Origin of the sequence: uncultured Algimonas sp., assembly GCF_947498175.1 — a bacterium.
Taxonomy (GTDB): Bacteria; Pseudomonadota; Alphaproteobacteria; order Caulobacterales; family Maricaulaceae; genus Litorimonas.
Map to the genome: position 1 here is coordinate 288,835 of NZ_CANMJB010000003.1, position 25,349 is coordinate 314,183.

The 25,349-nt window shown below is 63.3% G+C and carries 23 protein-coding genes; 15 read left to right on the forward strand and 8 right to left on the reverse strand.

Annotated features, from left to right (window positions below; translation table 11 throughout):
• Positions 1–64: 64 nt before the first annotated feature.
• Complete coding sequence (locus Q0718_RS06220; protein WP_298915084.1) at positions 65–574, forward strand: L,D-transpeptidase family protein; 510 nt, start codon at positions 65–67, stop codon at positions 572–574.
• On the opposite strand, the gene Q0718_RS06225 is transcribed toward Q0718_RS06220, so the two are convergent.
• Positions 571–1,851, reverse strand: a complete 1,281-nt coding sequence (locus Q0718_RS06225) for a hypothetical protein (protein WP_298915086.1) — start codon at positions 1,849–1,851, stop codon at positions 571–573. The two genes, Q0718_RS06220 and Q0718_RS06225, sit on opposite strands and share 4 nt — an antisense overlap.
• 225 nt (positions 1,852–2,076) lie before the next feature.
• Between Q0718_RS06225 and rimP the strand changes: the two genes are divergently transcribed.
• From rimP to Q0718_RS06255, 6 genes are all read left to right on the forward strand, one after another.
• On the forward strand, positions 2,077–2,646 hold the full coding sequence (rimP, locus tag Q0718_RS06230; RefSeq protein WP_298915088.1) for a ribosome maturation factor RimP: 570 nt from the start codon (positions 2,077–2,079) through the stop codon (positions 2,644–2,646).
• A 4-nt stretch (positions 2,647–2,650) separates the two neighbouring features.
• Complete coding sequence (gene nusA, locus Q0718_RS06235) at positions 2,651–4,396, forward strand: transcription termination factor NusA (protein WP_298915090.1); 1,746 nt, start codon at positions 2,651–2,653, stop codon at positions 4,394–4,396.
• A gap of 20 nt (positions 4,397–4,416) precedes the next feature.
• Complete coding sequence (locus Q0718_RS06240; protein ID WP_298915092.1) at positions 4,417–5,145, forward strand: RNA-binding protein; 729 nt, start codon at positions 4,417–4,419, stop codon at positions 5,143–5,145.
• A gap of 228 nt (positions 5,146–5,373) precedes the next feature.
• Entirely contained in the window at positions 5,374–8,244 is a 2,871-nt protein-coding gene (gene infB, locus Q0718_RS06245) for a translation initiation factor IF-2 (protein ID WP_298915094.1), read from the forward strand.
• A gap of 737 nt (positions 8,245–8,981) precedes the next feature.
• Positions 8,982–9,371, forward strand: a complete 390-nt coding sequence (gene rbfA / locus Q0718_RS06250) for a 30S ribosome-binding factor RbfA (protein ID WP_298915096.1) — start codon at positions 8,982–8,984, stop codon at positions 9,369–9,371.
• A gap of 116 nt (positions 9,372–9,487) precedes the next feature.
• Complete coding sequence (locus Q0718_RS06255; RefSeq protein ID WP_298915098.1) at positions 9,488–10,135, forward strand: hypothetical protein; 648 nt, start codon at positions 9,488–9,490, stop codon at positions 10,133–10,135.
• 22 nt (positions 10,136–10,157) lie between these two features.
• Here the strand turns inward: Q0718_RS06255 and Q0718_RS06260 are convergent, their stop codons facing one another.
• Positions 10,158–10,604, reverse strand: a complete 447-nt coding sequence (locus tag Q0718_RS06260; protein WP_298915100.1) for a PEGA domain-containing protein — start codon at positions 10,602–10,604, stop codon at positions 10,158–10,160.
• Positions 10,605–10,749: 145 nt separating this feature from the next.
• Positions 10,750–11,388: an OmpW family protein gene (locus Q0718_RS06265; RefSeq protein WP_298915102.1), complete on the reverse strand. Its 639-nt coding sequence runs from the start codon at positions 11,386–11,388 to the stop codon at positions 10,750–10,752.
• 218 nt (positions 11,389–11,606) lie between these two features.
• Here Q0718_RS06265 and truB point away from each other — a divergent pair, with 218 nt between their 5' ends.
• From truB to Q0718_RS06290, 5 genes are all read left to right on the forward strand, one after another.
• Complete coding sequence (gene truB / locus Q0718_RS06270) at positions 11,607–12,536, forward strand: tRNA pseudouridine(55) synthase TruB (RefSeq protein WP_366523838.1); 930 nt, start codon at positions 11,607–11,609, stop codon at positions 12,534–12,536.
• Between the two features lie 18 nt (positions 12,537–12,554).
• On the forward strand, positions 12,555–12,824 hold the full coding sequence (gene rpsO / locus Q0718_RS06275; RefSeq protein WP_298915106.1) for a 30S ribosomal protein S15: 270 nt from the start codon (positions 12,555–12,557) through the stop codon (positions 12,822–12,824).
• A gap of 177 nt (positions 12,825–13,001) precedes the next feature.
• Positions 13,002–15,221 (forward strand): polyribonucleotide nucleotidyltransferase, encoded by a 2,220-nt coding sequence (gene pnp / locus Q0718_RS06280; protein ID WP_298915108.1) that lies wholly within the window; start codon positions 13,002–13,004, stop codon positions 15,219–15,221.
• 306 nt (positions 15,222–15,527) lie between these two features.
• A complete protein-coding gene (locus Q0718_RS06285) occupies positions 15,528–15,815 on the forward strand; it encodes a helix-turn-helix transcriptional regulator (protein ID WP_298915110.1) in 288 nt (95 codons plus the stop codon).
• Positions 15,815–16,105, forward strand: a complete 291-nt coding sequence (locus Q0718_RS06290; RefSeq protein ID WP_298915112.1) for a hypothetical protein — start codon at positions 15,815–15,817, stop codon at positions 16,103–16,105. Before Q0718_RS06285 ends, Q0718_RS06290 begins: the two co-directional genes overlap by 1 nt.
• A 10-nt stretch (positions 16,106–16,115) precedes the next feature.
• Here the strand turns inward: Q0718_RS06290 and Q0718_RS06295 are convergent, their stop codons facing one another.
• Complete coding sequence (locus Q0718_RS06295; RefSeq protein ID WP_298915114.1) at positions 16,116–17,273, reverse strand: PQQ-dependent sugar dehydrogenase; 1,158 nt, start codon at positions 17,271–17,273, stop codon at positions 16,116–16,118.
• A 112-nt stretch (positions 17,274–17,385) separates the two neighbouring features.
• Here Q0718_RS06295 and Q0718_RS06300 point away from each other — a divergent pair, with 112 nt between their 5' ends.
• Complete coding sequence (locus tag Q0718_RS06300) at positions 17,386–17,838, forward strand: hypothetical protein (protein WP_298915115.1); 453 nt, start codon at positions 17,386–17,388, stop codon at positions 17,836–17,838.
• Here the strand turns inward: Q0718_RS06300 and Q0718_RS06305 are convergent.
• The 3 genes from Q0718_RS06305 to Q0718_RS06315 form a co-directional block, all read right to left on the reverse strand.
• Positions 17,835–20,000 (reverse strand): ATP-binding protein, encoded by a 2,166-nt coding sequence (locus Q0718_RS06305; protein ID WP_298915117.1) that lies wholly within the window; start codon positions 19,998–20,000, stop codon positions 17,835–17,837. The genes Q0718_RS06300 and Q0718_RS06305 overlap by 4 nt on opposite strands.
• A 385-nt stretch (positions 20,001–20,385) precedes the next feature.
• A complete protein-coding gene (locus tag Q0718_RS06310; RefSeq protein ID WP_298915119.1) occupies positions 20,386–22,458 on the reverse strand; it encodes a peptidase domain-containing ABC transporter in 2,073 nt (690 codons plus the stop codon).
• Positions 22,451–22,642 (reverse strand): hypothetical protein, encoded by a 192-nt coding sequence (locus Q0718_RS06315; RefSeq protein ID WP_298915121.1) that lies wholly within the window; start codon positions 22,640–22,642, stop codon positions 22,451–22,453. The genes Q0718_RS06310 and Q0718_RS06315 overlap by 8 nt, the downstream gene beginning before the upstream one ends.
• 83 nt (positions 22,643–22,725) lie before the next feature.
• Between Q0718_RS06315 and Q0718_RS06320 the strand changes: the two genes are divergently transcribed.
• Positions 22,726–24,180, forward strand: coding sequence for a Na+/H+ antiporter NhaC family protein (locus tag Q0718_RS06320; RefSeq protein WP_298915123.1), 1,455 nt, complete (start codon positions 22,726–22,728; stop codon positions 24,178–24,180).
• Positions 24,173–24,607, forward strand: a complete 435-nt coding sequence (locus Q0718_RS06325; protein WP_298915125.1) for an avidin/streptavidin family protein — start codon at positions 24,173–24,175, stop codon at positions 24,605–24,607. Before Q0718_RS06320 ends, Q0718_RS06325 begins: the two co-directional genes overlap by 8 nt.
• Here Q0718_RS06325 and Q0718_RS06330 read toward each other — a convergent pair.
• On the reverse strand, positions 24,604–25,326 hold the full coding sequence (locus Q0718_RS06330; RefSeq protein WP_298915127.1) for a flavodoxin family protein: 723 nt from the start codon (positions 25,324–25,326) through the stop codon (positions 24,604–24,606). The two genes, Q0718_RS06325 and Q0718_RS06330, sit on opposite strands and share 4 nt — an antisense overlap.
• Positions 25,327–25,349: the final 23 nt, after the last annotated feature.

The window sequence follows — 25,349 nt, forward strand, 5'->3', positions numbered from 1 at the left end:
CCAGAGCCCGCCGATGCGCCAATCATGGAATAGTGAGCGAGAGTAAAACGCAGGTGACGTTGTTGTGAACCGGTCGGTCCAGTTCGATACTCAAGCGGGTCTGGCGACCTTGGACGACTGGACGGCCCCGTTCGGTTTCGGACGCGAAGGCACCGTCCCGGCGGCCGAAGGCCATGAAGGCGACGCCAAAACCCCGCTTGGCCCCTACCATTTGCGGTTCGGCTTCTACCGGGCCGATCGCCTGCCCGAACCGAGCACCGCCCTGACGATGCATGCGATCCGCACGGACGATGGGTGGTGCGATGCTCCGGACGATGCAGCCTACAACCGCTTCGTCGCCCTGCCTTACCCGGCCAGCCATGAGCGCCTCTGGCGCGCGGACGGCGCCTACGATGTCGTGCTGGTCCTGAGCCACAACGATGACCCGCCGATCCCCGGACGCGGCTCCGCCATCTTCGTCCACTGCCGCCAGCCCGACCACCGCCCCACATTGGGCTGCCTGGCGCTGGCCGCGCCGGACATGGCGGCCCTGTTGCCGCGGCTGCGGGCCGGGATGGGCGTGGCGGTCATCTAGTCGGGTGGATATTGCGTTTCCGCCAGAACCGTCCGCCCCTCTCCATAAACCGTTATGTACAACGGCCCGTGTGGCAGGATCAGATCGACGGTTTCGTTTGGCCTGACGAGCACGCGGTCGACCAGGTTTCCGGGCTCACCGCGCGCCGCCGCTTCGATCACGACCCAATCGTCGCGCGACGATTGGGGAATGAAGCTGTCGCTGGCGACCCGGCGCGTATCGTCGCCGTCCAGCCAGCGCTGCCGACCATCATCAAAGGTCTCCGGCCGGGAATGGACGAGCAGGTCGAAACCGCTCTGCGCGGCGGGCACGCTGTAGCGCCAACCCGGCGCATCCTCTGGATCGGCGCATCCGGTCTGCGCGATCGTGAACGGATCCAGCCCATAGTCTTCGTTCAGCCGCTGCGCCATCCAGACATTGCCTCTTAAATCCGGTGTCTCGCGGGCATGGCTGTGGCCGACATGGATCAGAACCTTCGCGGTGGGGTCCTGCAGCACGCGCTCCCACAAATTGCGGGCTTGTTCAGTCTCGCGCAATGCGATCCGGTCTGCCGATCTCGTCCCCTCGGGAGCCTGCGCCTCGCTCTCATAGGCGACCGGAACCCAACCTTGCGACAGTGCATCCGCGACCGTTCGGGCAAAGACAGGATCGCGCGTGTAATATCCATCTTCGGGCCTGAGGTGACCGCGCGCCGTGACGGCCGCCTGCCATGCCTCGTGCTCGATAGGCTTTTCATCCTCCAACCGGCTGAAGGTCTCCGCAGCGTAGTGGGTGTACCCGGTATCGCGCAGCCCCGGTAGCAAACGGCGGATGAAAGCGCGGTGCTGCGGCACGGCATGGTCTTCGTTGACGATGAGGATGCGGTGGTCGCGGGCAGCTTCCAGCACGGCCTCCACCGCGCCGTCCCGCAACGTCTCGACATGCGCATCGGCGCAAGTTTTCGGTGTCCGAGCGGATGCCGGATCGATGTCCGCCAGGCTTCGCCCCATGAAGGGATAGTGCTGCGGGAACAGTCCGTATTCATCCGTTTCGGTCTGCATGAGTCGGGCCGCGCGCGCGAAATCGTCCTGAAACATCGCATCGGACACAGTGTCCGCCAAACCGGCTTCGTTCGGCCCGTCCGTCGTGTCCACTGCATCAGCGGCTCGTTCCGACGAGTCCACGCTGACATTGGCCATGCTGACATTGGGCAGGGTCTTTTCGCGATCCTCATCGCTTCCGGGATCGCTGCAGGCCGCGACGATGAAAGACGCCAATGTGAGGGCGAAAACTCGCATGGCCAGCTCCGCAAAGCCGCAGCGTAACTTCCCGGATCCTTCGTCAAATCCTGCCGGAACGCTTTGCCCCCCGGGCGCTTCGGAGGGGTTCAGCGCCCGCAATGCCCGAAGCGCACCACTGCTCTTGCCAATATGATCGCTCGCCTCTATATCCCCCTTTCGACATCGCCGGTTCTGGCAGTTGCCAGCCAGGCGGCCCTCCGGGAACGGCGGGCCGTTTTTTTATTGGACCGAAGGGCTTTTGCGCTGAAAACCAAGACGCATATCGACGACCGCATTCTGGAACTCGCCGATCCGATCGCCGAGGATCTGGGCCTGCGCATCGTGCGCGTGCGCGTCATGGCGGGCAAGCGCCGCACCGTGCAGATCATGGCCGAACGCAAGAGCGACGGCCTGATGGGCATCGAGAATTGCGAGGCCCTGTCCCGCGAATTGTCGGCCACGATGGAAGTGGAAGATCCGCTGGACGATGCCTATGTCCTGGAAGTGTCGAGCCCCGGCATCGACCGGCCGCTGACGGCGTTCGAGGACTTCACGGCCTATGAAGGCTATCTCGCCCGGCTGGAACTCGACCGCATGGTCGAAGGGCGCAAACGGTTCCGCGGCGTTCTGGCAGGCGTGGAGAACGGTCATGTGGACATCAATCTGGACGGCGACGACGAGAATACGGCGTCCGTCCCGTTCGACTGGATCGCCGAAGCCAAACTGCTGATCACCGATGAACTGGTCGCCGAAGGCCAGAAGAAAAAAGAGGCGGCCAAAGCGGCGGCCAACAAGAACGAAGAAGAGGAATAGAGCCATGGGCATCGCCGGCGTTTCCGCAAACAAACTGGAATGGCTTCAGATCGCGAAGGCGGTCGCCGAGGAGAAGTCGATCGACAAGCAGATCGTGCTGCGCGCGATCGAGGAGGCGTTCGAACGCGCCGCCAAGATGCGCTACGGCGCGGAGCTGGATATCCGTGCGCACCTGCATCCGGAAACGGGCGAAATGTCCTTGCGCCGCGTCATGACGGTCGTGCCCGACGAAGAGGTCATGGAGCCGCAGGCGCAAGTGGGGCTCAGCGCGGCGAAACTGGACGACGACACGGCCGAACTCGGCACGGAAATCTCCACGGCGCTGCCCATGATCGAGCCGTCGCGCGTGCAGACGCACCTCGCCAAACAGGTCATCACGCAGAAGACCCGCGAAGCCGAGCGCGCCCGCCAGTATGAGGAATTCAAGGACCGTGTCGGAGAGATCATCAACGGCATCGTCAAGCGCGTCGAATATGGCCACATCATCGTGGACCTCGGCCGCGCCGAAGCCGTCATCCGCCGCGACCAGGCCCTGCCGCGCGAAAACGTCAAGCCGGGCGACCGCATCCGCGCCTACATCATGGATGTGCGCGAAGAGCCGCGCGGCAGCCAGATCTTCCTGTCCCGCGCGCACCCGCAATTCATGGCGCAACTGTTCGCCCAGGAAGTGCCGGAAGTCTATGAAGGCACGATCCAGATCGTCGCCGTGGCTCGCGATCCCGGATCGCGCGCCAAGATCGCCGTCTATTCCAACGACAGCTCGATCGATCCCGTCGGCGCCTGCGTCGGCATGCGCGGGTCGCGCGTGCAAGCCGTGGTCAACGAGCTGCAAGGCGAACGCATCGACATCATCCCCTATACCGAGGATCTCGGCACCTTCATCGTCAACGGCCTGCAGCCGGCGGAAGTCGCCAAGGTCGTCATCCACGAAGAAGACGAGCGCATCGAAGTCGTCGTGCCCGAAGAGCAGCTGTCGCTCGCCATCGGCCGTCGCGGCCAGAATGTCCGCCTCGCCAGCCAGCTGTCCGGTTGGGCGCTGGACATCCTGACCGAAGAGCAGGAGAGCGAACGCCGCCAGCAGGAGTTCCGCGAACGCTCCGAGCTGTTCATGACTGGCCTGGACGTGGACGAAATGGTCGCCCAGCTGCTCGTTTCCGAAGGGTTCGAGACGATGGAAGAGGTCGGCTATGTCGAACTGGACGAGCTGTCCTCCATCGAAGGGTTCGACGACGAGACGGCACAGGAGCTGCAGACCCGCGCGCGCGAATATCTGGAGAAGATCGCCGAGGAACAGAACGCCAGACGCACCGAGCTCGGCGTCGAGGACGGCGTGCTGGAAATCGACGGGCTGACCCTGCCCATGGCCGTGATCTTCGGCGAGAACGAGATTTTCACGGTCGAGGACGTGGCTGGGCTCGTTCCGGACGATCTGACCGGCTACACCGAGTTCAAGGACGGCGAGCGCGTCCGCGAGCCGGGTCTGTTCGACGGCATGAAATATTCCGCCGAGGAGGCGACCGACCTGATCATGCGCGCGCGCGTCCATGCCGGCTGGATCAGCGAGGAAGACCTCTATGCCGACGCCGAGGAAGAGAGCGAAGGCGAGACGGTCGACCCGGATGCCTATGTCGCCCCGGAACGCCCCATCGACGCGGCCGAGGCGCTGTTCAGCAGCGAGGGCGCCAATGCGGACACGGCCGGCGCGCAAACGGATGCGGCCGACGCAGAACCAGAAGGACAAGGCGCATAATGCGCCTTTGACCTGACCGGTTGAGCGCCGAGTCCGACATCGTTGAAGAGCCCGCCCCGGCGGACAGGCGCGGCCACAAGCCGAGCGAGCGTCGCTGCGTCGCCAGTGGCGCCGTGCGCGATCCGTCGGCGATGGTGCGCTATGTTCTGTCGCCGGACGGCGACGTCGTCGCGGACGTGTATGGCAAGCTGCCCGGGCGCGGGGCCTGGGTCACGGCCGCGGAAGAGCCCGTGCGCACCGCTGTGCAAAAGGGCGGTTTCAACCGCGGCTTCAAGGCCAAGGTCCGTGCAGACGCCGACGCGCTGGTCGCGCAGACCCGCACGCAATTGCGCCGGCGCCTGCTGGGGCAGCTGACCATGGCCCGCAAGGCCGGGCGGCTGGTCTTCGGCGAAGCGGGCGTGCGCGAACCGGCCGCACGCGGCGATGTCGCCCTGCGCATCGAAGCGTCCGACGGGGCCGCCGACGGGCGCGGCAAGCTGCGCACGCTGAGCCTGGCCACGGCGCGCGAGCTGAGCGAACAGGGCCTGCGCCGACCCGACCCGCCGGTCGTGGGCTGTTTCACCGCCGAAGAGATCGGCGCGGCGCTGGGACGCGATCCGGTCGTCCATGCCGCCTTGCTGGCGGGTCCGATGGTGGCGGACATCATGGCCGGCGCGCGCCGTCTGGCGGGTTTCGAGCCGCTGGTGCCGCCGGACTGGTCCGATGCACGTCACGAGATCCGTCTGGAACCGCCGCCCGGTGAAAGTTGAAGAAGGCCAAGATTGAAGTTGGCAAGCATTGAGTCTTGCAAGTGTTTGAGTCCGGCAAGCGTTCAAGAAGACAGCCGCCGAAAGCAGGCAGCGGTTGAAAAAGGCGCATTTGCCGCTAGATTGCGCCTCGTCACGAGACGGGGCCGCGACCCATTGATGAATGAACGGCAACCCGGCCGCCACACGGCCGGACCTTCGCCCCGCGAAATGACGAACTGAAAGAAGATGATGAGCGACAATAACGACAACCGACCCCGCCGCCCTGTTGGCGGACGCCCAGGGGGACCGACCCGCGGGCCGCGGCGCACGACGTCCCGGTCTTCCGCCGTGGTGGTCGAGAAGAAGAAGAAACGCCTGGTCAAGCCGGGCGCGGGCGGTTCCGGTGCGACCGGGGCCAAGCCGAAGATCCAGCTCAAGCCCCGCACCGGCGCGGGCGCGAGCCCGGCTGCGCCGAAGCCTACTCCCGCTGCGGCCCAACCGGCGACGACCGCCAAGGCCGAGCCCCAGCCGCAAGCCACGCCCGAAAGCCAGCCCAAAGCGGTTCAGATTCCCAAACCCGACGGTGCGGCGTCCAGCGGCCCCCAAGCCGCCACGCCCGTGAAGGCTGCGCCGGCTACCAAGGCGCCGACCTTGGCCCCGCCGATCAAGACGGCTGCCGAAGCCAAGCCTTCATCCACGCCCAGAGCAGCGCCCAAACCGACCAAGCCGGCGGCGCTGACGGATGCGCAGATCGCCGCCGCCGCCCGGGAACAGGGCCTGTCCGTCGCCGAATTCAAGGTCCGGATGGTCGCCCTGCAGAAAGCGCAGGCCCAGGCGGCCGAGCGCGCCGCCAAGAAGGCCGCCGAGGCCGAAGCCCGCCAGGCCCGCATGCGCGAGGAGCAGGAACTGCTCGAAGCCAAGAAGAAGGCTGAGGAAGAAGCCGAGCTGAAGCGCATCGAGGAAGAGGAAACCGCCAAGCGCCAGCAGGACAAGGAAGAACAGGAACGGCTGCAGCGCAAATCGGTCGGCTCGCCGCTGGAGCGCGGCAAGTCCGAAGCCGAAATGTCGGAGCTGGAAAAGGCCGGCGGACGCATCAAGAAGAAGCGCAACACCCCGCCGCCGACCCGGTCCAAGGGCGAACAGAAACGCCGCCGCGGCAAGCTGACCATCGTTTCGGCCCTGTCCGGCAACGACGAACGCCAGCGTTCGCTCGCCGCCGTGAAACGCAAGCGCGAACGCGAACGCCAGCGCCGCGCCGGCGGTTCCGGATCCCGCGAGAAGGTGCAACGCGAAGTCACGGTGCCCGAAACCATTACCATCGCCGCTCTGGCCAACCGCATGGCGGAACGCGGTGCGGATGTCGTGAAATACCTCATGCAGCAGGGCACCATGTCCACGCTGAACGACGTGATTGATGCCGATACGGCACAGCTGATCGTCGAGGATTTCGGCCATACGGTGAAGCGTGTGTCCGAAGCCGATGTCGAGGACGATTTCCTGATCGACGATACGCCGAGCCAGGAAAAGGACCGCAAGCCGCGGCCGCCCGTCATCGCCATCATGGGCCATGTCGATCACGGCAAGACCTCGCTGCTGGACGCGCTGCGCGCGACCGACGTGGCGGCGGGCGAAGCCGGGGGCATCACCCAGCATATCGGCGCCTACCAGCTGCAACTGAAGTCCGGCGACAAGATCACCGTGCTCGACACGCCCGGCCACGCGGCCTTCGCGGACATGCGCACGCGCGGGGCGGAAGCCGTGGACATCGTCATCCTCGTGGTGGCGGCCGATGACGGCGTGAAGCCGCAGACGATCGAGTCGATCCGCTACGCCAAGGCGGCCGGCAAGCCGATCATCGTGGCGATCAACAAGATCGACAAATACGATGCCGACCCCAAGAAGGTCGAAACCGACCTGCTGCAATACGAAGTCATCACCGAGAGCATGTCTGGCGATGTGCAGGCCATCCCGGTGTCGGCCAAGGAAGGCACGGGACTGGACGCGCTGGCCGAAGCGATCACGCTGCAGGCCGAGCTGATGGAGCTGAAAGCCAATCCGAAGCGTAATCCGGACGGGCTGGTCATCGAGAGCCGGTTCGAGAAGGGCCGGGGTGCGGTGACGACGCTCCTGATCAAGCGCGGCACGCTCAAGCGCGGCGACATGATCGTGGCCGACGAATATATGGGCAAGGTCAAGGCCATGATGGACGAGCGCGGCAAGCAGGTGAAGCAGTCCGGCCCGTCCACCCCTGTGGAAGTCATGGGCTTGGACGGCGCGCCGATGCCGGGCGAGCCGTTCGCCGTCGTCGACGGCGAGCAGAAGGCCCGCGAAATCGTCGAATACCGCCAGCGTCAGAAGAAGAAGGCCGCCGCCGCGCAGCCATCCGCTCTGGCGTCGATGGAACAGATGATGGCGAAACTGCAGAACAAGGAAGTCAGCGAGCTTCCCTTGCTGGTCAAGGCCGATGTCCAGGGTTCCGCCGAGGCGATCAAGTCCTCGCTGGAGGGCCTGTCCAACTCGGAGGTCAAGGCCAACGTCATCTACGCAGCCGCCGGGGGCATCTCGGAGAGCGACGTGCAGATGGCCATGACGGCCGGTGCGCCGATCATCGCCTTCAACGTCCGTCCGAACAAGCAGGCCAAGGAACTGGCCGACCGCGAAGGCGTGGAGATCCGCTACTATTCGATCATCTACGAGCTGATCGAATATATCGAGGGCATCCTGACCGGCATGATCAAGCCGGAGCGCCGCGAGACCTTCATCGGCTACGCGGAAATCCTGGAGGTCTTCAACATCTCCAAGCTGGGCAAGATCGCGGGCTGCCGCGTCACGGACGGACGTGTGGAGCGCGGCTCGGGCGTACGCCTGCTGCGCGACGATGTCGTCATCCACGAAGGCACGCTCAAGACGCTCAAGCGCTTCAAGGACGAAGTCGAGAAGGTCCAGAGCGGTATGGAATGCGGCATGGCCTTCGAGAACTACGAGGATCTTCGCAAGGGCGACCAGATCGAGTGCTTCACGGTCGAAATGGTCGACCGCTCGCTCGAGGACGTGGCCCTGTCCGACATGGAAGCGGAGAGTGCCGTCGCCCCGAGCCAGGACGAAAGCGAAGACGCATAGGTTTTTCCCGAAGGGAAAATCCTTGGTCCGGGCGGAACGGGAATCGCGAAGCGCCGCCCACCTGCCATGCCTTGCCGCCTTCTCGAAGGAGGGCGAAAGGAACGCCACTTGTCTCCAAAAGGCTCGGCCTCGGCATTCATTGCCGGGGCCGAAGATCTGCGGGACCTGTCATGCGCGCAGGCGGATCCGCGCCCTCGCGGCCTGGCGAGAGAAAAGAGTGGCAGGGAAGGCCCGCGGGTCGCACGATACATGTTGTCACATGTCATCACACGTTGTGGCGCTACCAGACCTTTCGGGTCCGCGCCGCGCCGGGGGTGTGCGACCTGCAACGATGCCGGTTTCCTTCGCCTTTGTGGGGCGCAGAAACCGGGCGGGCCGCGTCTTGCCAAAGACGCGGAACCCGCCGAACGCAGCGACCCACCAGATATTCGGAGCGTCGGAGTCCCGCCCGCCTCCGCCATCCGGTTGGTGCGCGAGTAATATGGCACGGGCTCGGGGTGTCGCGGATCTATTCGGCGATTTATCTGGAAGCCGCTGAAAGAATTGACGGAATTCAAGGAATTATCACGGACGGTTTTTGAAATAGCCGGTCCCGACCGCCAGGAAGGGTCGAAAACCGCCGGCTATGTTTGCCGTTTCTGCGTCCCAGACGCGCTTTGCCGGAAGGCAAGATAATCGCACCACCCCGAAACGCCTCACGCTTTCATTTGCGTCCAAGCGCTCCTATCTAGCGCCGCATGGCCCGTAACAGACCCCCCTCCCAACGCCAGCTGAAGACCGGCGAAGTGATCCGCCGCGCTCTGGCGGAGATCATCAACCGCGAAGACCTGCGCGACCCGGCCCTGTCCGGGGTCAGCGTGACCATCGCCGAGGTGCGCGCCGCCCCGGACCTGAAAGTCGCGACAGTGTTTGCCGCTCCGCTCGGTCCCGACGCCGACGGCGAGGCCGTCATCGCCGGGTTGCAGCGCTGCGGCCGTTTCCTGCGCGGACGGCTGGGCCGCGAACTGGAAATGAAAAGCACGCCGCGCCTCGTCTTCCGCCTCGACACGACCTTCGATACGGCCGACGACATGGCGCGCCTGCTGTCCCGGCCGGAGGTGGTGCGGGATCTGGAAGCGGACGATTGAGGACATCAGCACAAGGATGTGCATTTTACACAAGACCGATCAACCGCTAGCGGACATCTGACAAGGGGGATATATTCATCATGAAAAAGGCAATTCTCGGAGCTTTCGCTCTTTCGTTGACCGCATGCGCAACGACCACGAGTTCGCCGATCGACAGTACGGTTTTCCAAGACAGTCTGCGTCTCGGTGATGTCACCGTATCCTTTGCCGAAGACCGCGCCGTACCGGGAGTCTACGACAAGGCTGTCGCCGCTCTTCTCGATGCCGACGCCGATTCGGTCATCGTCCGGTCGGCATTTTCCGATTATATCAATGCAAATGGCGGACGCGGGGCCGAAGACGACCAGCTCGGCGAGCGCTATCTCGAATACCGGATCGCGGAGGAAGTCGCCGCCCGCCTTCGCGGCAATCTGACCGGGGAGCGAGACGTCGACGTCACCATCGATATAGAGAAGATCGCCACGCCGAATGCGGCGACCATGTTGTTGATCGGCGAAGTCAAAGGCATAAACTATGACATGGACGTCACGGATGCAGCCACGAACGCCGTCTTGATCGACCTTGTAGAGCCATCCAATCCGTTCGTGGAACGCAGCTCGGTTTTAAGCAGCGGCTTGCTCGGAATGGCGGCACGGACTGGATCCGGCACCCATATCAAGGATCTCGAACAGATGGTGTTCGCTGTGGCCGAGGAAGTGTCTCAGATCATGACGGGGGCCGAGGTCAACAAGGGCGTCGCCAAGAAAATCCGTTCGACCCTGTGATACCGGCCTGTTGCCACCGCTTTCAGGACGCGCCGTAATCCAGGGTTCTCATCAGATCGCCCTTTTCGTCGGTGGCCGTTGAACGGCCTCCGGCCGGGGCGAGATCGACGGTTACGGACCGTGGAAGAAGCGCCTTATCGGCGCCGCTATCGCTGTCTATTATGGCCGCATAACTCGAACCGGCACTCAAAATGGAGCGGCCTAGGGTCGTTCTCGGCGTGATTTGATAGGTGAACGGCGAATAGCCAGCCATCTCCACCGTGGTCCGGTATGTCGATCGCGGCAGCTCTATCTCGCAAGGTGTGACGCATTCGACGTCATTGAGTTTTCGTGCCGCGTCGCGGAACGTCACGGTGGCCCCCGTGGGTTCGCTGACGATGGTCACAGTCTCGTTCTGGCCCGCAACGATCGTCGCGCAGCCTCCGAGTGCGATAACCAGGCCGTACAAAGCGGCATGTCTTGGATGCATGTTCGCCCTCCCAACAGTGACCGACGACCCTCGTCATTCGAGGCGCCAACCGGCTTCAACCGATCATATATATCGGATTCGCCAGACATCAAGAAAACCGGAGGCGGGCTCGGCGGCAGTCAATCCGCCGATATGTTCTGTGACTCTAGAACCGCCTTCCCAAGCCGATCCCGACGATCCAGGGGTTGATGTCGGCGTCGGCCTCGACGGCCACGCCGCCGGCATCGACTTTCACGTCCGTGCTCAGCCACAGTTTCTTGACGTCGGCGTTGAAGAACCAGGTGTCGTTGATCGGAATGTCGGCGCCCGCCTGCAGGGCGAAACCGAATTCGTTGCTATAGTCGATCGAGGTGACGTCGCCTTCGTCCTCGCCGAAGAAGACGGTGTAGTTCACGCCCGCCCCGACATAGGGCCGGAACCCCCCGCGCGGGTTGAAATGGTACTGCGCCGTCACCGTCGGCGGCAACAGCCAGACGTCGCCCAGATCGACATCCCCCACGGAGGTGGCGTTGGCGTTCACGTCGTGATTGGTCACGCCGAGGATCAGTTCGAACGCGATGTTCTCGGACACGAAGTAGGAGATGTCGAGTTCCGGAACGATCTGGTCGCCGATATCGACCGTCCCGCCGATCGGCCGGATCGTGCCGTCCTCTTCGGGCATGACCGAGATGGCGCGCACGCGCACCAACCAAGGATCGTCCACATCGGACGCGGCGGCGTTGGCGGCGGGCAGGACGGTCATGGCGGCGGCGCCCATCATGACGGCGAAAGTGGTCTTGAACATGTGCATCTCCCGATTGGCACTCCGACCGCCACGGGACCAGCCGCCCCTCCTGGGCGGGCCGCGACGATATTTGTTCCATGATGGATATCGAGACCGCCTGGGGGCGTGACGCGGGTCACGCGAGCACGGCTATAAGTGCAGACCGGCTCCGGCGATTCAGCATGGCTGGACTTCGTCCGGCTTCCGTTCCAGGCCGGAATGGCGTAGCCGCCCTGCCCATGGATCCCAACGGACGCAATCGGCGCAAACGCGGACGGCCCATTCATGGCTGGGTCGTTCTGGACAAGCCGCTGGGCCTGGGCAGCACAAAAGCCGTTGCCGCTGTCCGGCGGTTGATGGACGCGCAGAAAGCGGGCCATGCCGGAACTTTGGATCCGCTGGCGACCGGCCTTCTGCCCATCGCACTGGGCGAGGCGACCAAGACCGTGCCGTTCCTGATGGACGCGCCCAAATCCTACGACTTCGACATCGCTTTCGGCACCAGCACCGAAACGCTGGACGCCGAAGGGGCCGTGACGGGTGCGTCCGACGTGCGGCCGACGCGCGCGCAGATCGAAGCGGTGCTGCCGCGCTTCGTCGGCGCGGTCGAACAGGTCCCGCCCAAATATTCCGCCATCAGGATCGACGGCAAGCGCGCCTACGACCTGGCGCGGGCGGGTGCGGCGGTCGAGATGAAGACGCGGACCGTCCGCATCGACGCCCTGCGCCTGGTTTCGCATGATGGCGACGGCGTCTCTTTGTTGGTCGATTGCGGCAAGGGCACCTATGTCCGGTCGCTGGCGCGCGACATCTGCGTCGCAACGGGAGCCGAAGGCCATATCTCGCGCCTGCGCCGGACGCGGGTCGGACCGTTCGGACTGGCGCAGTCATTGACGCTGGACGCGCTGGCGGAACTATGCGATGGCGCGCGCGCCGATGAGGGGTGCTTGCCGCTCTCGACCGCGCTGGACGACATCCCGGTGCTGGCCGTGACCGACCCGCAAGCGATCCATCTGAAGCAGGGCCGCGCCATCGCCGCCCCGCAATCTCTCCAAACGTCCGCCCCGCACGATCGGGAATGGATATTGGCCGAGGCTGAGGGTTCGCCGGTTGCGTTGTGCCAACCCCGCGACGGCCGGCTCTGGCCCAAGCGGGTTTTCAATATCTAGCTATGATGGAGAAACCCGATGTCGATTACAGCCAAGCGTAAGGCGGAACTGATTACCGAATACGCGACGAAGCCGGGCGATACCGGCTCCCCCGAAGTCCAGGTCGCGATCCTGACGGAACGCATCCGGAACCTGACCGAGCATTTCAAGACCAACGCCAAGGACAACCATTCCCGTCGCGGTCTGCTCGCCATGGTGACGCAACGCCGTCGCCTGCTCGACTATCTGAAGGGCAAGTCCGAGGACCGCTACCAGGACCTCATCAAACGTCTGGAGCTGCGCCGCTAGGCCGCCCCCGACACACAACGACAAAGCCGCCGGAGAGGGCTCCGGCGGCTTTCGTGCATTCAAGCACACCCGCGTTCCGCAACCCTGCGGAACACTGAAATTTGCATCCGCCGGGAGCAATGAGGCTCCCGAAAGACACACAGCCGGGTGCAAGTCCGTACGATGAAAGACAGACTTATGTTCGATACGCAATCCGTCACGATTGACTGGGCGGGCCGAGAGCTCACCCTGGAAACGGGCCGCGTCGCCCGCCAAGCCGATGGGGCGGTGCTCGCCACTTACGGCGACACCAAACTGCTCGCCACCGCCTGCTTCGCCAAGGATGCACGCCCGGGTCAGCACTTCTTCCCGCTGACCGTCAACTACATGGAAAAATTCTACGCCGCCGGCAAAGTGCCGGGCGGTTACTTCAAACGCGAAGGCCGTCCGACCGAGCGCGAGACGCTGATCTCCCGCCTGACCGACCGTCCGATCCGCCCGCTCTTCCCCAAGGGCTTCCGCAACGAAGTGCAGGTCGTCATCACGGTCCTGCAGCACGATCTCGAAAACGAACCCGACATCATCGGCATGGTCGCGGCTTCCGCGGCTCTGGCCCTGTCAGGCGCGCCGTTTGCCGGTCCGATCGGCGCCGCGCGCGTCGGCCTGATCGACGGGGACTATGTGCTGAACCCGATGCTCGACGAAATGGAAGAGTCCGAGCTCGACCTCGTCGTCGCCGGGACGGAAGAGGCCATCATGATGGTCGAATCCGAAGCCAAGGAACTGACCGAGGAGCAGATGCTCGGCGCGGTCATGTTCGCCCACGAAGCCTGCCAGGACGTGATCGAAGCGATCCACGATCTGGTCAAGAAGGCCGGCGCCAAGCCCGCCTACGACTATGTCGTGCCGGATCTCGAAGACGAGAAGAAAGAGGTCAAGAAGATCGCCGAGAAAGGCATAAAGGCGGCCTACAAGAAGAAGGACAAGCTGGAACGCCAGGACGCGCTTCGCGCCGCCAAGGACGATGCCAAGGCCAAGCTGGTCGTCTCAGATGAAAACCCGCACGGCATGACCGACGCTGTCTTCAGCGATGTCTTCAAATCGGTCGAGTCCGAAACAGTCCGCCAGAGCGTCATCAAGACCAAGAAGCGCATCGACGGTCGCAAGACCGACGAAGTCCGCCCGATCGAAGCGATGGCGGGCCTTCTGCCCCGCACGCACGGCTCCGCCCTGTTCACGCGCGGCGAAACGCAGGCCATCTGCGTCGCCACGCTCGGCACGTCCGAGGACGAGCAGTTCATGGACCAGCTGACCGGCACGATCAAAAACAAGTTCATGCTGCACTACAACTTCCCGCCCTATTCGGTCGGGGAAACCGGTCGCATGGGCGGCACGTCGCGCCGCGAGATGGGCCACGGCAAGCTCGCCTGGCGCGCGCTTCAAGCCGTCCTGCCGACGGCGGAAGACTTCCCCTACACGATCCGTCTCGTCTCGGAGATCACCGAGTCCAACGGTTCGTCCTCCATGGCGACGGTGTGCGGTTGTTCATTGGCCATGATGGATGCGGGCGTGCCGATCAAGCGCCCCGTTTCCGGTATCGCGATGGGCCTGATCAAGGACGATAACGGCGTCGCCGTTCTGTCCGACATTCTGGGCGACGAAGATCACTTGGGCGACATGGACTTCAAGGTCGCCGGCACGTCCGAGGGCATCACGTCCCTGCAGATGGACATCAAGATCGCCGGCATCACCGAAGAGATCATGGAAGAGGCGCTGGCCCAGGCCCATGACGGCCGCCTGCACATTCTCGACCGCATGAACGACGCGCTGACGGAAAGCCGCGAGAGCGTCGGCGAATTCGCCCCGCGCATCGAGCAGATGCAGATCCCCGTCGACAAGATCCGCGACGTGATCGGTTCGGGCGGCAAGGTCATCCGCGAAATCGTGGACACGACCGGTGCCCGCGTCAGCGTCGAGGATGACGGCTCCATCAAGATCGCGTCCAACGACCAGAAGTCGATCGACGCCGCCAAGGAATGGATCTCGTCCCTGACCGAGGAACCCGAAGCCGGTGCCATCTACAAGGGCAAGGTCGTGAAGGTTGTCGATTTCGGCGCCTTCGTGAACTTCTTCGGCAAGAAGGACGGTCTGGTCCACGTCTCCATGATCAAGCCGGAGCGGGTGAACCATCCGTCCGACTTTCTGGAAGAGGGCCAGGAGGTCTGGGTCAAGCTGATGGGCTTCGATGATCGCGGCAAGGTCCGCCTGAGCATGAAACATGTCGATCAGGACAGCGGTGAAGAGATCGAAGTCGAGGAGCGCAAGCGGTCCAAGCGCGACGACGAAGATGAGGACGGCGGCGACGACAAGCCTCGCCGCCCTCACCGCCGCCGCTCACCCCGCAAAGACGAAGATTAAGGGGGCGCGCCGATTAGGCGCGGTTCGGATATCAATCCAGAAACCCGGCTTCGGCCGGGTTTTTTATTGGGCGGCGCGCGCAGGATGATGCGTAACGTTATACGGTCGGCAATCAGGGCGGATGCAGTCCGAAATATCAACCTATGCGTGTTTCGTGCTTGAAAAGTTGCGCTTGCAACTGTCAAGTCATCAAAACGTCGCGCAAAAAATGATGTGAATCAGTTGGCTGAGGCAACTGCTTTAATCACTTTGATCTCAATCATGCCTTGTGTTATCCACAGCTCATCAAGCCAAAGGGGAGCTGGCATGAACATATCGGATATTGAATTGAACGTGGTCGATCAGCATGTCGGCCGAATGGTGCGCCTGCACCGGAAGGCGGCCGGCCTGACCCAGACGGATATGGCGGCGATGCTCGGCGTCATGCCGCGCCAGTTGCGCAAATATGAGGCCGGACAGGAACGGATCAGCCCGCTGATGCTGCGCGACATGTGCGTGGCGATGGACATCCGGCCGATCGAGCTTTTCGACACGATGGACCGTAACGCGTCCAGCCACCGCAACTTCGTGCCCGGCCGCTTCGGGAGGTCGTGATGAGCAACGTCATACGCCCGTGGCGCGGGGCGTCGTCCGATCCGGTGGCCTGGACCGACGAGATCCGCGACCTTTACACGGTCAGCGACATGGATGCGGTTCGTCTGGGATTGGAACCCGACGCCCGCAAACCGCTCAGCTGCCCCGACGACATCTCCCTGATGGATGACGTTTTGGACGCGCTGGCCGATCCGCAACAGGCCAAGATGGCCCGCCCGGTCCTGCGCCACGCCTTGAAGGAAATCGCCCGGGCGGCGCTGTTGAAACCTTCCCAACCCCGCAAGAGCTGATCCGGATGCGCTAGCGCGGCCGCAGGCGCAGCAGGTGTCCGGTCTTGGCATCCTCGACCAGCACCAGCACCGATCCGTCCGCCTCGACATCCACGTCGCGCACGCGAAACGGGTCGTCATCCGTCTTCGCGTCCGACAGCAGGATCGTCTCCTCGCCCGAGATCGGATCGACGCGGCGCAGGTCTCCGGACGCCAATCCGCCGACGAGTGCGTGGCCCTGCCAGTCCGGAAACAGATCGCCGCGATAGATCGCCAGGCCCGACGGCGCGATGGACGGCGTCCATACATGGACCGGTGCGGTGAACCCCGCATGGTCCTCGGTCGGGCTGATCCGCGCGCCCTGATAGTCACGCCCATGGGTTGCGATCGGCCAGCCATGGTTGGCGCCCGCTTCCAGCCGGTTCAGTTCGTCCCCGCCGCGCGGCCCGTGTTCGTGCTGCCAGATCGCGCCGGTATCCGGGTCGATCGCCAGCCCCTGGACATTGCGGTGGCCGATGGAGAAGAGTTGCAACTTCGCGCCGTCTCCGAAGTCCGGATTGTCCGTCGGCGTGCCGCCGTCCGGCATCAGGCGCACAACCGATCCCAGATGCGAATCCGTTTTCTGCGCCTCTTCTCGCAAGGAAAACCCGTCGCCCAAGCTCAGCAGCAAGGTGCCGTCGCCCGGAAAGGCGATCTTGCCGCCATAATGGCTGCCCGCTTCCTTGGCCGGACCGGCGCGGAAGATCGTCACCGGATCGCGCAGACGGTCCCCGTCCAGCGTGGCGCGCAACAGCGCCGTGCCGTTGGCATCCCAGTCGCCATAGGAATAGGACAGGTAGATCGTGCCGGTTTGCGCAAAGTCTGGGGCCAGCGCGACATCGAGCAGCCCGCCCTGGCCGTCGGTCGCGATGCGGTTGTTCGCCAGCGCTATGATCTCCCGGGGCAGGCCCGTGATCTCCTGCCTGTTGCCGTCCCGGACGATCCAGAGCCGCCCGAGCTTGCCCGTCACCAGATAGCCGCCCTGTGGCAGGGCCGCCGCCGCCCAGGGCGCGGGCAGGCTGTCCGCGACCGTCTCAATCCGGAAATCGGACAGGGGGCGTTCGGGCCGGTCAGGGGCCGGCTGAGCTTCCAGACAGGCTGCAAGGCCGATCAGGGCAAGACAGGACAGACCCGGAACCCATTGTTTCATCGCACATCCTTTGATCCGCACGGCGCGTTTGACCGTTTGACCCGCCTGTCACACTAGGCGTAGCAACGGCTCACGCAAGGCATCTTCCGGGCGGGAAGGGCAAGGAGGCGGGATGAAAACGTTTCTGACATTTCTGGGCGGCTGGATCGCCGCAGCGGTGGCGACGACGGCGCTGGGCGTCTTGTTCCAGACGCAGAACGTCATCGCGCGACTGAACGGGATCGGCGCGGATATCGGCTGGAGCGAGCGCCTGTCGATGAGCGCCTACGACCTGCTCCGTCTCGGCTCGCTCTACATCCTCTTTGTCGGCATCGCGACGCTCGTCGCCTATCTGGCGGGCCTGTTGGTATACCGGTTGGCGAGTTTCGGGCGTTGGGTCGTCTTTGCCGTCGCCGGAGCGGTCGCCCTTTTCGTCATGCTGATGCTGATGAAGCAGGCCTTTTTCGGCGTGCATCTGATCGCGGGCGCGCGCGATGTGGCCGGGATCGGGTTCCAGATGCTGGCAGGCGCGCTTGGCGGGCTGGTTTTCGCCGGCCTGACGCGTCCCGCGCGTCGACGCGCCTAGACGGCCGAGCGCTCGGCCGCGGCGGGGCCGGTGCGGTTCTCGAACAGCGGATGGTCGCGCATCAGGTCGATGACCGTATCGTCCTGCAGGTCGGCCGTCGTGGCTGCTTCGTCCGCGAGCGGCAGGCGCAGGGTCAGAGTGAATTCCGAGCCGCGGCCTTCGCGCGAATTGACGACCAGGTCGCCATGCATCATCCGGGCGAGCTTGCGCGCGATGGCGAGGCTCAGCCCGGCGCCGCCATGTTTGCGCGTCGTGCTGGCGTCGGCCTGCAGAAACGGCCTGAACAGACGTGATTGCACCGCGTCGCTGATCCCTTGGCCCGTATCGGCCACGACCAGCGTCACGCGCAGGCAGCCCGATCCGTCCCTTTCCCCGGTCGCATGCAGGTGGACGCGGCCCTTTTGCGTGTAGCGCACCGCATTGCCCAGCAGGAAGCGCAGACATGTCTGCAGGCGCGCCGCATCCCCCAGAACGGTCCGGTCCAGGTCCGGCGCGACGAAGTGGGTGAAGGCCAGTCCCTTTTCGCTCGCAGCGACTTCCCATTTGCACACCTCCGGCATGATCGCATCGGTCAGGCGCATCGGTTCGTGCTCCAGCGACAGGTGGCCCGCCTCAATGGTGGACATGGTGATGAGGCTTTCCAGCAGGTCCTGCAACGTCTGGCCGCTTTGCTGCACGGTGCGCGCCTGTTCGCGCAGCACGGGGTCGTCGGCATGGTGGATCATGGCGTCGCTGATGCCGATGATTCCGTTCAGCGGAGTGCGCAGCTCGTGATTGACGACCCCCAGGAATTCGGTCTTCATCTTTTCCGCCGTGAGCGCCTCTTCCTGCAACGCCTGCATCTTGGTGTTCGACTTCTCCCGGTAGCGCAGGAAAGCCAGCAACAGGTTGAACGCCAGCGTCAGCCCCCCGATCAGGACCCATAACAGCCGGTTGAGCCGGTTCTTCTGCTCAAGCTGCACCGCCTTGAGCTCCGCCTCGCGCTGCAAGGCCGCCTCACGCTCGACCTGGCGTTCGCGGGTGTTTTCGAGATGGCTGAGCATGGATGCCGTATCGGCGGCACTGGCATCGTACATCTTGCCGATCATCAAATCGAGACGCCGGTTCATGAGTGAAACGGCAGATTCGGCATCGCCGGACGAAGCTGCCAGCAAGGCCCGGGCATGCAGACCGCCTTCGCTACGATCCGCCTTTGGCGTTGCCCCGTTTTCGTTCCAGAGACCTAGCTTTTCCATTTCCCTCAATGCCGCGTCGCGTTGCCCGAGACCCGCATAGGCGATCATGGCTTCTCCGTGAGAACGACGCTGGATAAGAGGATCGGAAGCTAATTGAGCCGAAGTTGCATAATGAAGCGCTTTGGAATGCTCTCCAATCTCATTATACAAATCAGCCATATATACTTCGGCAAGGCCTTCGACCGTTGCCTCCGGCCGGGGCTCGTCGCTGAGCATGTCCGCAATGGCTTTTGCACCGTTATGATCGCGCTTCCAATTGAACGCTAACAAGAAATTGGTCATGGCTTCATAGCGATCGAAATGAAGCCCGAGTTTTTGATGGAGTTCGCGTGAAGTATGGCTGACTTCGAGCATGCGATTTGGGTCAGCGCTAACTCCGTAAAGCATGGTCAACTGCTTTGCTAAGATCAGTTGGGCATCTGTCACCAAAATAGATATCTCGGTTGGAATCAGATCGAGAGCAGATTGAGCATATTGGCTAGCTAGGAGAAGCTCCATCTGCCTGATATGCAATATTGATAGAGCAGAGTTGGTATAAACCCCTGCATACCAGTCGTTTTCGTAATCGAATTGCTTAAGGGATTGGATCAATCGTTCTTGATCCAGCTGTTCATCTCCAAAGGACTCAATAAAAACTTTGCTAAGCTCTACCAGCTTGGGATGCGTTGAGCGAAGTGCGGAATACTCTTCATCGAGAAGCACTACTAGTTTCTGCTTGTCACCAAGGCTGATTACATCGTCTAGAGCGTACCGGAACTTGATGGCGTCGTGCTCGATTGCAGACCCCGTAACAACGTGATGCTGTTGAGGTGAGTTGGCGCTGTCGAAAAAGGAAATTGTGTCTGTAGCCAAATCCTGAGCGTAAGTATGATCAGAAAAGGCTATGACGCTTACAAAAAAAGACGATATGAAGATCAGAAAACGCATTGTAACCAGGTAAGTCGGCTACAAAGGTTTAAAATTTAGCTATAGCAGCAAAAGAAACCCGTATCTTAGAAACGGGTTTGGGTCCACATGATAAAGGTTTTTAGTTAACTCTAAAAGTCGACAATGATGGGGTATCCACCAACGACAACGTCAAGTTCTTCAACAGTCAGTTCACGCATTGTGTTGAGTCCTCTCTTTGGGGGTTGTGTGGTCGGGACATCCGACCGCACTCGGACATAAGCAAAGTGCGTACCAAGCGTTCAAGCTAAATATGTGTCATAGTTGAACAAAACAGGGTTAACACGTTGTTAATTCATCTTTCTTGACGCATCAGAGGCAAGAAGTCAAATCACTCATGTCAAGATTGCAAAAACAATTTTGTCAATCATGACTGCGACACTTCGATGACCCGGTCGCTGGCTTCCAAGAAGGCCGGACGATGGGCGACGACGATGCGGGTCATGTCGAGCCTGGCGACGAGGTCCACGACGGTTTTTTCCGTTTCCACATCCAGATTGGCCGTGCCTTCATCCAGGAACAGCACGTCCGGCTCCTGGTAGAGCGCGCGGGCCAGCAGGAGGCGCTGTTTCTGCCCGCCGGACAGGATCGACCCCATGTCGCCGATCACGGCCAGGTAATTCATCGGGATCGCCGCGATAGTATCATGGATGTGTGCCGCGCTGGCCGCCCGCATCACACGTTGCATGTCGATTTCCGGATCGAAGAAGGCGATATTGTCCGCGATCGTGCCGGACAAGAGCCGGTCGTCCTGCATGACGACTCCGACGCGCGCGCGCCAGTCGCCCGGATCGATCGTGGCAAGGTCGCGCCCGTCCACGCGCACCGTGCCGGCGTCCGGGGCGTAGAGCCCCAGCATCAATTTCATCAGGGTCGTCTTGCCCCCTCCGGACGGGCCAGTCAGCGTCACCATCTCGCCGGCGGCGATGTCGAGGCTGAAATCCTCGACCACCACCGGGTCTTCCGGCGAATAGGCGAAAGTCACGCCGTCCAGCACGATGCGACCGTCCAGCTCGCCAAGCGGCGCATGGCCGTCCGCCGCAAGTTCCGGCGCGGCATGGACGATGTCCGCCAGCCGGTCGAGATGCAGCGAGAGCAGCCGGAACTCATTGCCCTTGGTCACGAGCTGCACCACCGCGTCGGAGAAATACTGCCGGTAGATCAGGAAGGCGACGAGCATGCCGACGGTGAAGGTGCTGTCTTCGCCCGTCATGATCCAGGCGGCCGCGACCACGACGGCCACCACCTGCAGTCCTATGACAAGCGTCTGGGCGAAGGTCTGCGCCACCTGCCAGCGCTGGTGGCCGACATCGGCATTGACGAAATCGGTGAACAGGTTGGCCCAGCTGGCTTCGCGTTCGGCTTCGCGCCCGAACAGCTTCACGGTCGTCGAGGCGCGGATGCTTTCGATCACATGGCTGTTCTCCAGCGCGCGGGCATAGATCGCCTCCTCCTGCGTGGCGCGCAGGCGCGGATAGATCAACAGCGTCGCGGCGACCAGCAGCGCCGTCGTGCCGACCACGATCCCCGCCAGCAGCGGCGAGAAGAGAAACATCACCACCAGCATGATGGCCGCCATCGCTCCGTCGATCAGAACGGACACGACGGACTGGCTGAGCGCTTCCTGGATCGGCTGGGTGGAGTTCATCCGGCTGATGATGTCGCCGACATGGCGGCGTTCGAAATATCGCACGGGCAGACGCACCAGATGGCGGAAGATGTTGCCGACCATCTGGCGCGACAGCTGCGCCCCGAACGTGACGATCGTGTAGCCGCGTGCGGCCTCGACCAAGGCGCGCATCACGGCCAGTCCGCCGAAGCCGACGGCCAGCGCGAGCAAAAGCCCCCGATCCCCATCCGGCAGCACTGCATCCACCGCCAATTGGAACAGGAAGGGCGCGACCAGGATCGTCGCCAACAGCGCGACGGACAGGGCCAGCGTCTGCCCCACCGCCCGTTTCGCCCCGACCAGCGACGACCACAGGTCCGTCAGTCGCGGCCGGATGCGGTCGCTCACGGGCTGGAAGTCTTCCGCCGGGGTCAGTTCCAGCGCGACACCGGTGAAATGACCGGACACTTTGGACAGCGTCATCGTGCGCGCCCCGATGCCCGGATCGATGATCTCCACCCGGTCCTCGCGCACGCATTTCAGCACGACGAAATGGTTCAAGTCCCAGTGCAGGATGGCGGGCGTGGCCAGCTTGTGCAGCTGGTTCAGATCGACGCGCAAGGCGCGCGGCGACAGGGACAGCGTGCCCGCGATCTTGATGATCTGCTTCAGTGAGGTGCCGCGCATCGACAGCAGGTATTTCTCGCGCAAGGAATTCAAATCGACGTCGTGGCCGTGATAGCGCGCGACCATGGCCAGGCAGGCCAACCCGCATTCCGTCATCTCCGTCTGCAGGATGACCGGCAGGCGCGGCGCGAATGGATTATCCACGCAACCAGCTCCAGACGCTTGCACCGTCCACCTGGATCCCGAACAGGATCAGCGCGACCGTCAGGACGGCGCCGAGCACCAGAACTCCGACCGCCCACACGGGCAGCGGACCGCGCAGCACGACCTCTCCGAACAAGGCGCGCGAGCGGCGCGCCATCGCTTCCTTGCGGAACAGCTGGCTCATGGAAGACCCCCCTTTGCAGCTAGGACGCCTACCGCCTGTCTCGCGCTTGTAAAGACGCAGACGGACGGGCAAGGCGTGCGCTTATGGATGTATCACAGACAGCCGGGTGGTGGTCGCTGCTGCCGCCCGTTCTCGCCATCGGTCTCGCGCTGTGGTCGCGGCAGGTCTATCTGTCGCTTGGGCTCGGCATCGCGGCGGGCTACCTCATCCTGGCGGGCGGCGATCCGGTCGCGGCGACGTTCGACACGATCGATGCCGCCGTGGCCGTGTTCGCCGATGCTGGCAATACGCGCATCATCTTGTTCACCCTGGTCGTCGGCGCGCTGATCGCCCTGATCCAGCGGTCGGGCGGGGTAGCGGGTTTCATTGCGCGGCTGCTGGCCTGGCTCGACCGGCGCACCGAGACAGCGGAAGCGAAGGACCAGCGCGTCATCGTCGAATTGCTGGCGCTGGGCACGGGGCTTCTGCTGTTCATCGAAAGCAACATATCCATCCTGACAGTCGGGACATTGTTCCGGCCGGTCGCCGACCGGTTGAACATGCCGCGCGAGAAGCTCGCCCTGATCGCGGATACGGGCAGCGCGCCGTCCTGCGTGCTGATCCCGTTCAATGCATGGGGCGCCTATCTGATGGGACTGATCGCGGCGCAGGGGCTGGACCGGCCTTTCGGCCAGCTGATCGAGGCCGCCCTGCTCAACGTCTATCCGATGCTGATCATCGTCATTCTGCTGATCGTCATCCTGACCCGCCGCGACGTGGGCGAGATGCGCATAGCCGAAGCGCGCGGCACGCCGCTGCGGGACGGCGCCGTGCCGATGATCGCCGATGAGGCTGCCGACATTCCACCCATTGCCCGCGCGACGCCGCGAGCGTTGAATATGATCGTCCCCATCCTGAGCATGGTCGTGTTGGTGCCCGCCTTCCTGATCATGACGGGCGAGGGCGAAGACTGGTTGTCCCGGATGCAGGATGGCTCGGGGTCGTCCGCCGTGCTATATGCGACGTCTCTCGCCGTGGCGTTCGCCATCCTTCTCTACAAGATCCAGGGCATTCTGGGCGTGCGGGAGAGCGCCGACACAGCACTCAAGGGCATGGGCGGAATGTTGCCGCTCGCCATCCTGATGCTGCTGGCATTCGCGCTGGGCAGCCTGTGCCGCGATCTCGGCACGGGCATGTTCACGGCAGACGTGACCAGCCAGTTCCTCAGTCCCGCCCTGATGCCCGCCCTGGTCTTCCTCATCAGCTGTTTCGTGGCCTTTTCGACCGGCACCAGCTGGGGCACGTTCGCCATCATGATCCCGATCGCCGTGCCGCTGGCCGCCAGCTACGGCCTCGATCCGTCGCTGGCCATCGCGGCGGCCATCGGCGGCGGCGTGTTCGGCGATCATTGCAGCCCGACCTCCGACACCTCTATCATCGCCTCAATGGCGACGGGCTCGGACCATATCGACCATATCCGCACGCAGCTTCCCTATGCGCTCATCGCAGGCGGGCTGACGGTCGCGATCTATCTCGTCCTGGGAGTCATCCATGCGTAGATTCGTTCTGGGCGCATCCCTGCTCGCCGTCTCCGCCCCGGATCTGGCTCACGCCCACGATCTTAACGGTCTTTGGGTCAACGAAGCCGGGTCTGCGGTGGAGCTGAACGTCTCCGAAGGCGGGACGGTGTCCGGCCATTACCGAACCGAGCTCGGCAAGCCCGACGCGGACGCGCCCTTCACCCTGATCGGCTGGGTGCAGGGCGACGTGATCGCATTCACCGTCAGCTTCACCGGCTACGATTCGATAACCAGCTGGTCGGGCCAGCTCTCCGAGGACGAGGACGGCGATTTCATCCGCACGCTGTGGCACCATACGCGCGACATCGTCGAAGAGGACGAAGCCGACCATCTCTGGCGCTCCATCACGGCCGGCGCGGCGACGTTCCGGCGGGTCGGGGCGGATGTCGAGATTACCCAGGACTAGCGATATTCCGGGTTTTCGAAGCCAAAGCGGTTGCCGTCCTTCCATGCGTCGCGGTCATTGCCATAGCTCGGTATCCCGTCTTTCAACATCGCGGCCAAATGCATCAGGTTCCATGACATGATGGTCGTGTTCTTCTGCGTGAACATGTTATCCGCCCCAACGATCGATCCGTCGTCGCGTTTGTCGCCATAGCTCGGCCCCGGCCCGATCGGACCGATCCAGCCGCAATCGGCCTGCGGCGGGATCGTGCAGCCCAGATGTGACAGGGCGTAGAGAATCGAGGTGGCGCATTGCTTCACCCCGTCCTCGTTTCCCGTCGCGACCACGCCGCCGACCTTGCCGTAATAGATCGATTGACCCTTGTCGTTCAGCTGGCCCGACATGGCATAGAGCCGTTCGATCAGCAGGCGGCAGACCGATGACGGCTCGCCCAGCCAGATCGGCGTGCCGATGACGAGGATGTCGGCCGTCCGCACCTTGTCCCACACGTCCGGCCAATCGTCACGCGCGGCACCCTGATCCGTCATGTCGGGCTGCACGCCGAAAGCAAGCTCATGATCGCGCACATGGACCGTCTCGACCGCCACGCTTGCGCCTTCCATCAGGGCGATGGAGGCATTCATCAGCGTCTGCGTGTGGCTGTCCGAATTGTCGGGCTTAAGCGAGCAATTGAAGAAGATGGCCTTCAGGCCGGAATAATCAGGCTTTACGTCGGTCATCCGCCCATCATTCCCTGGCCATG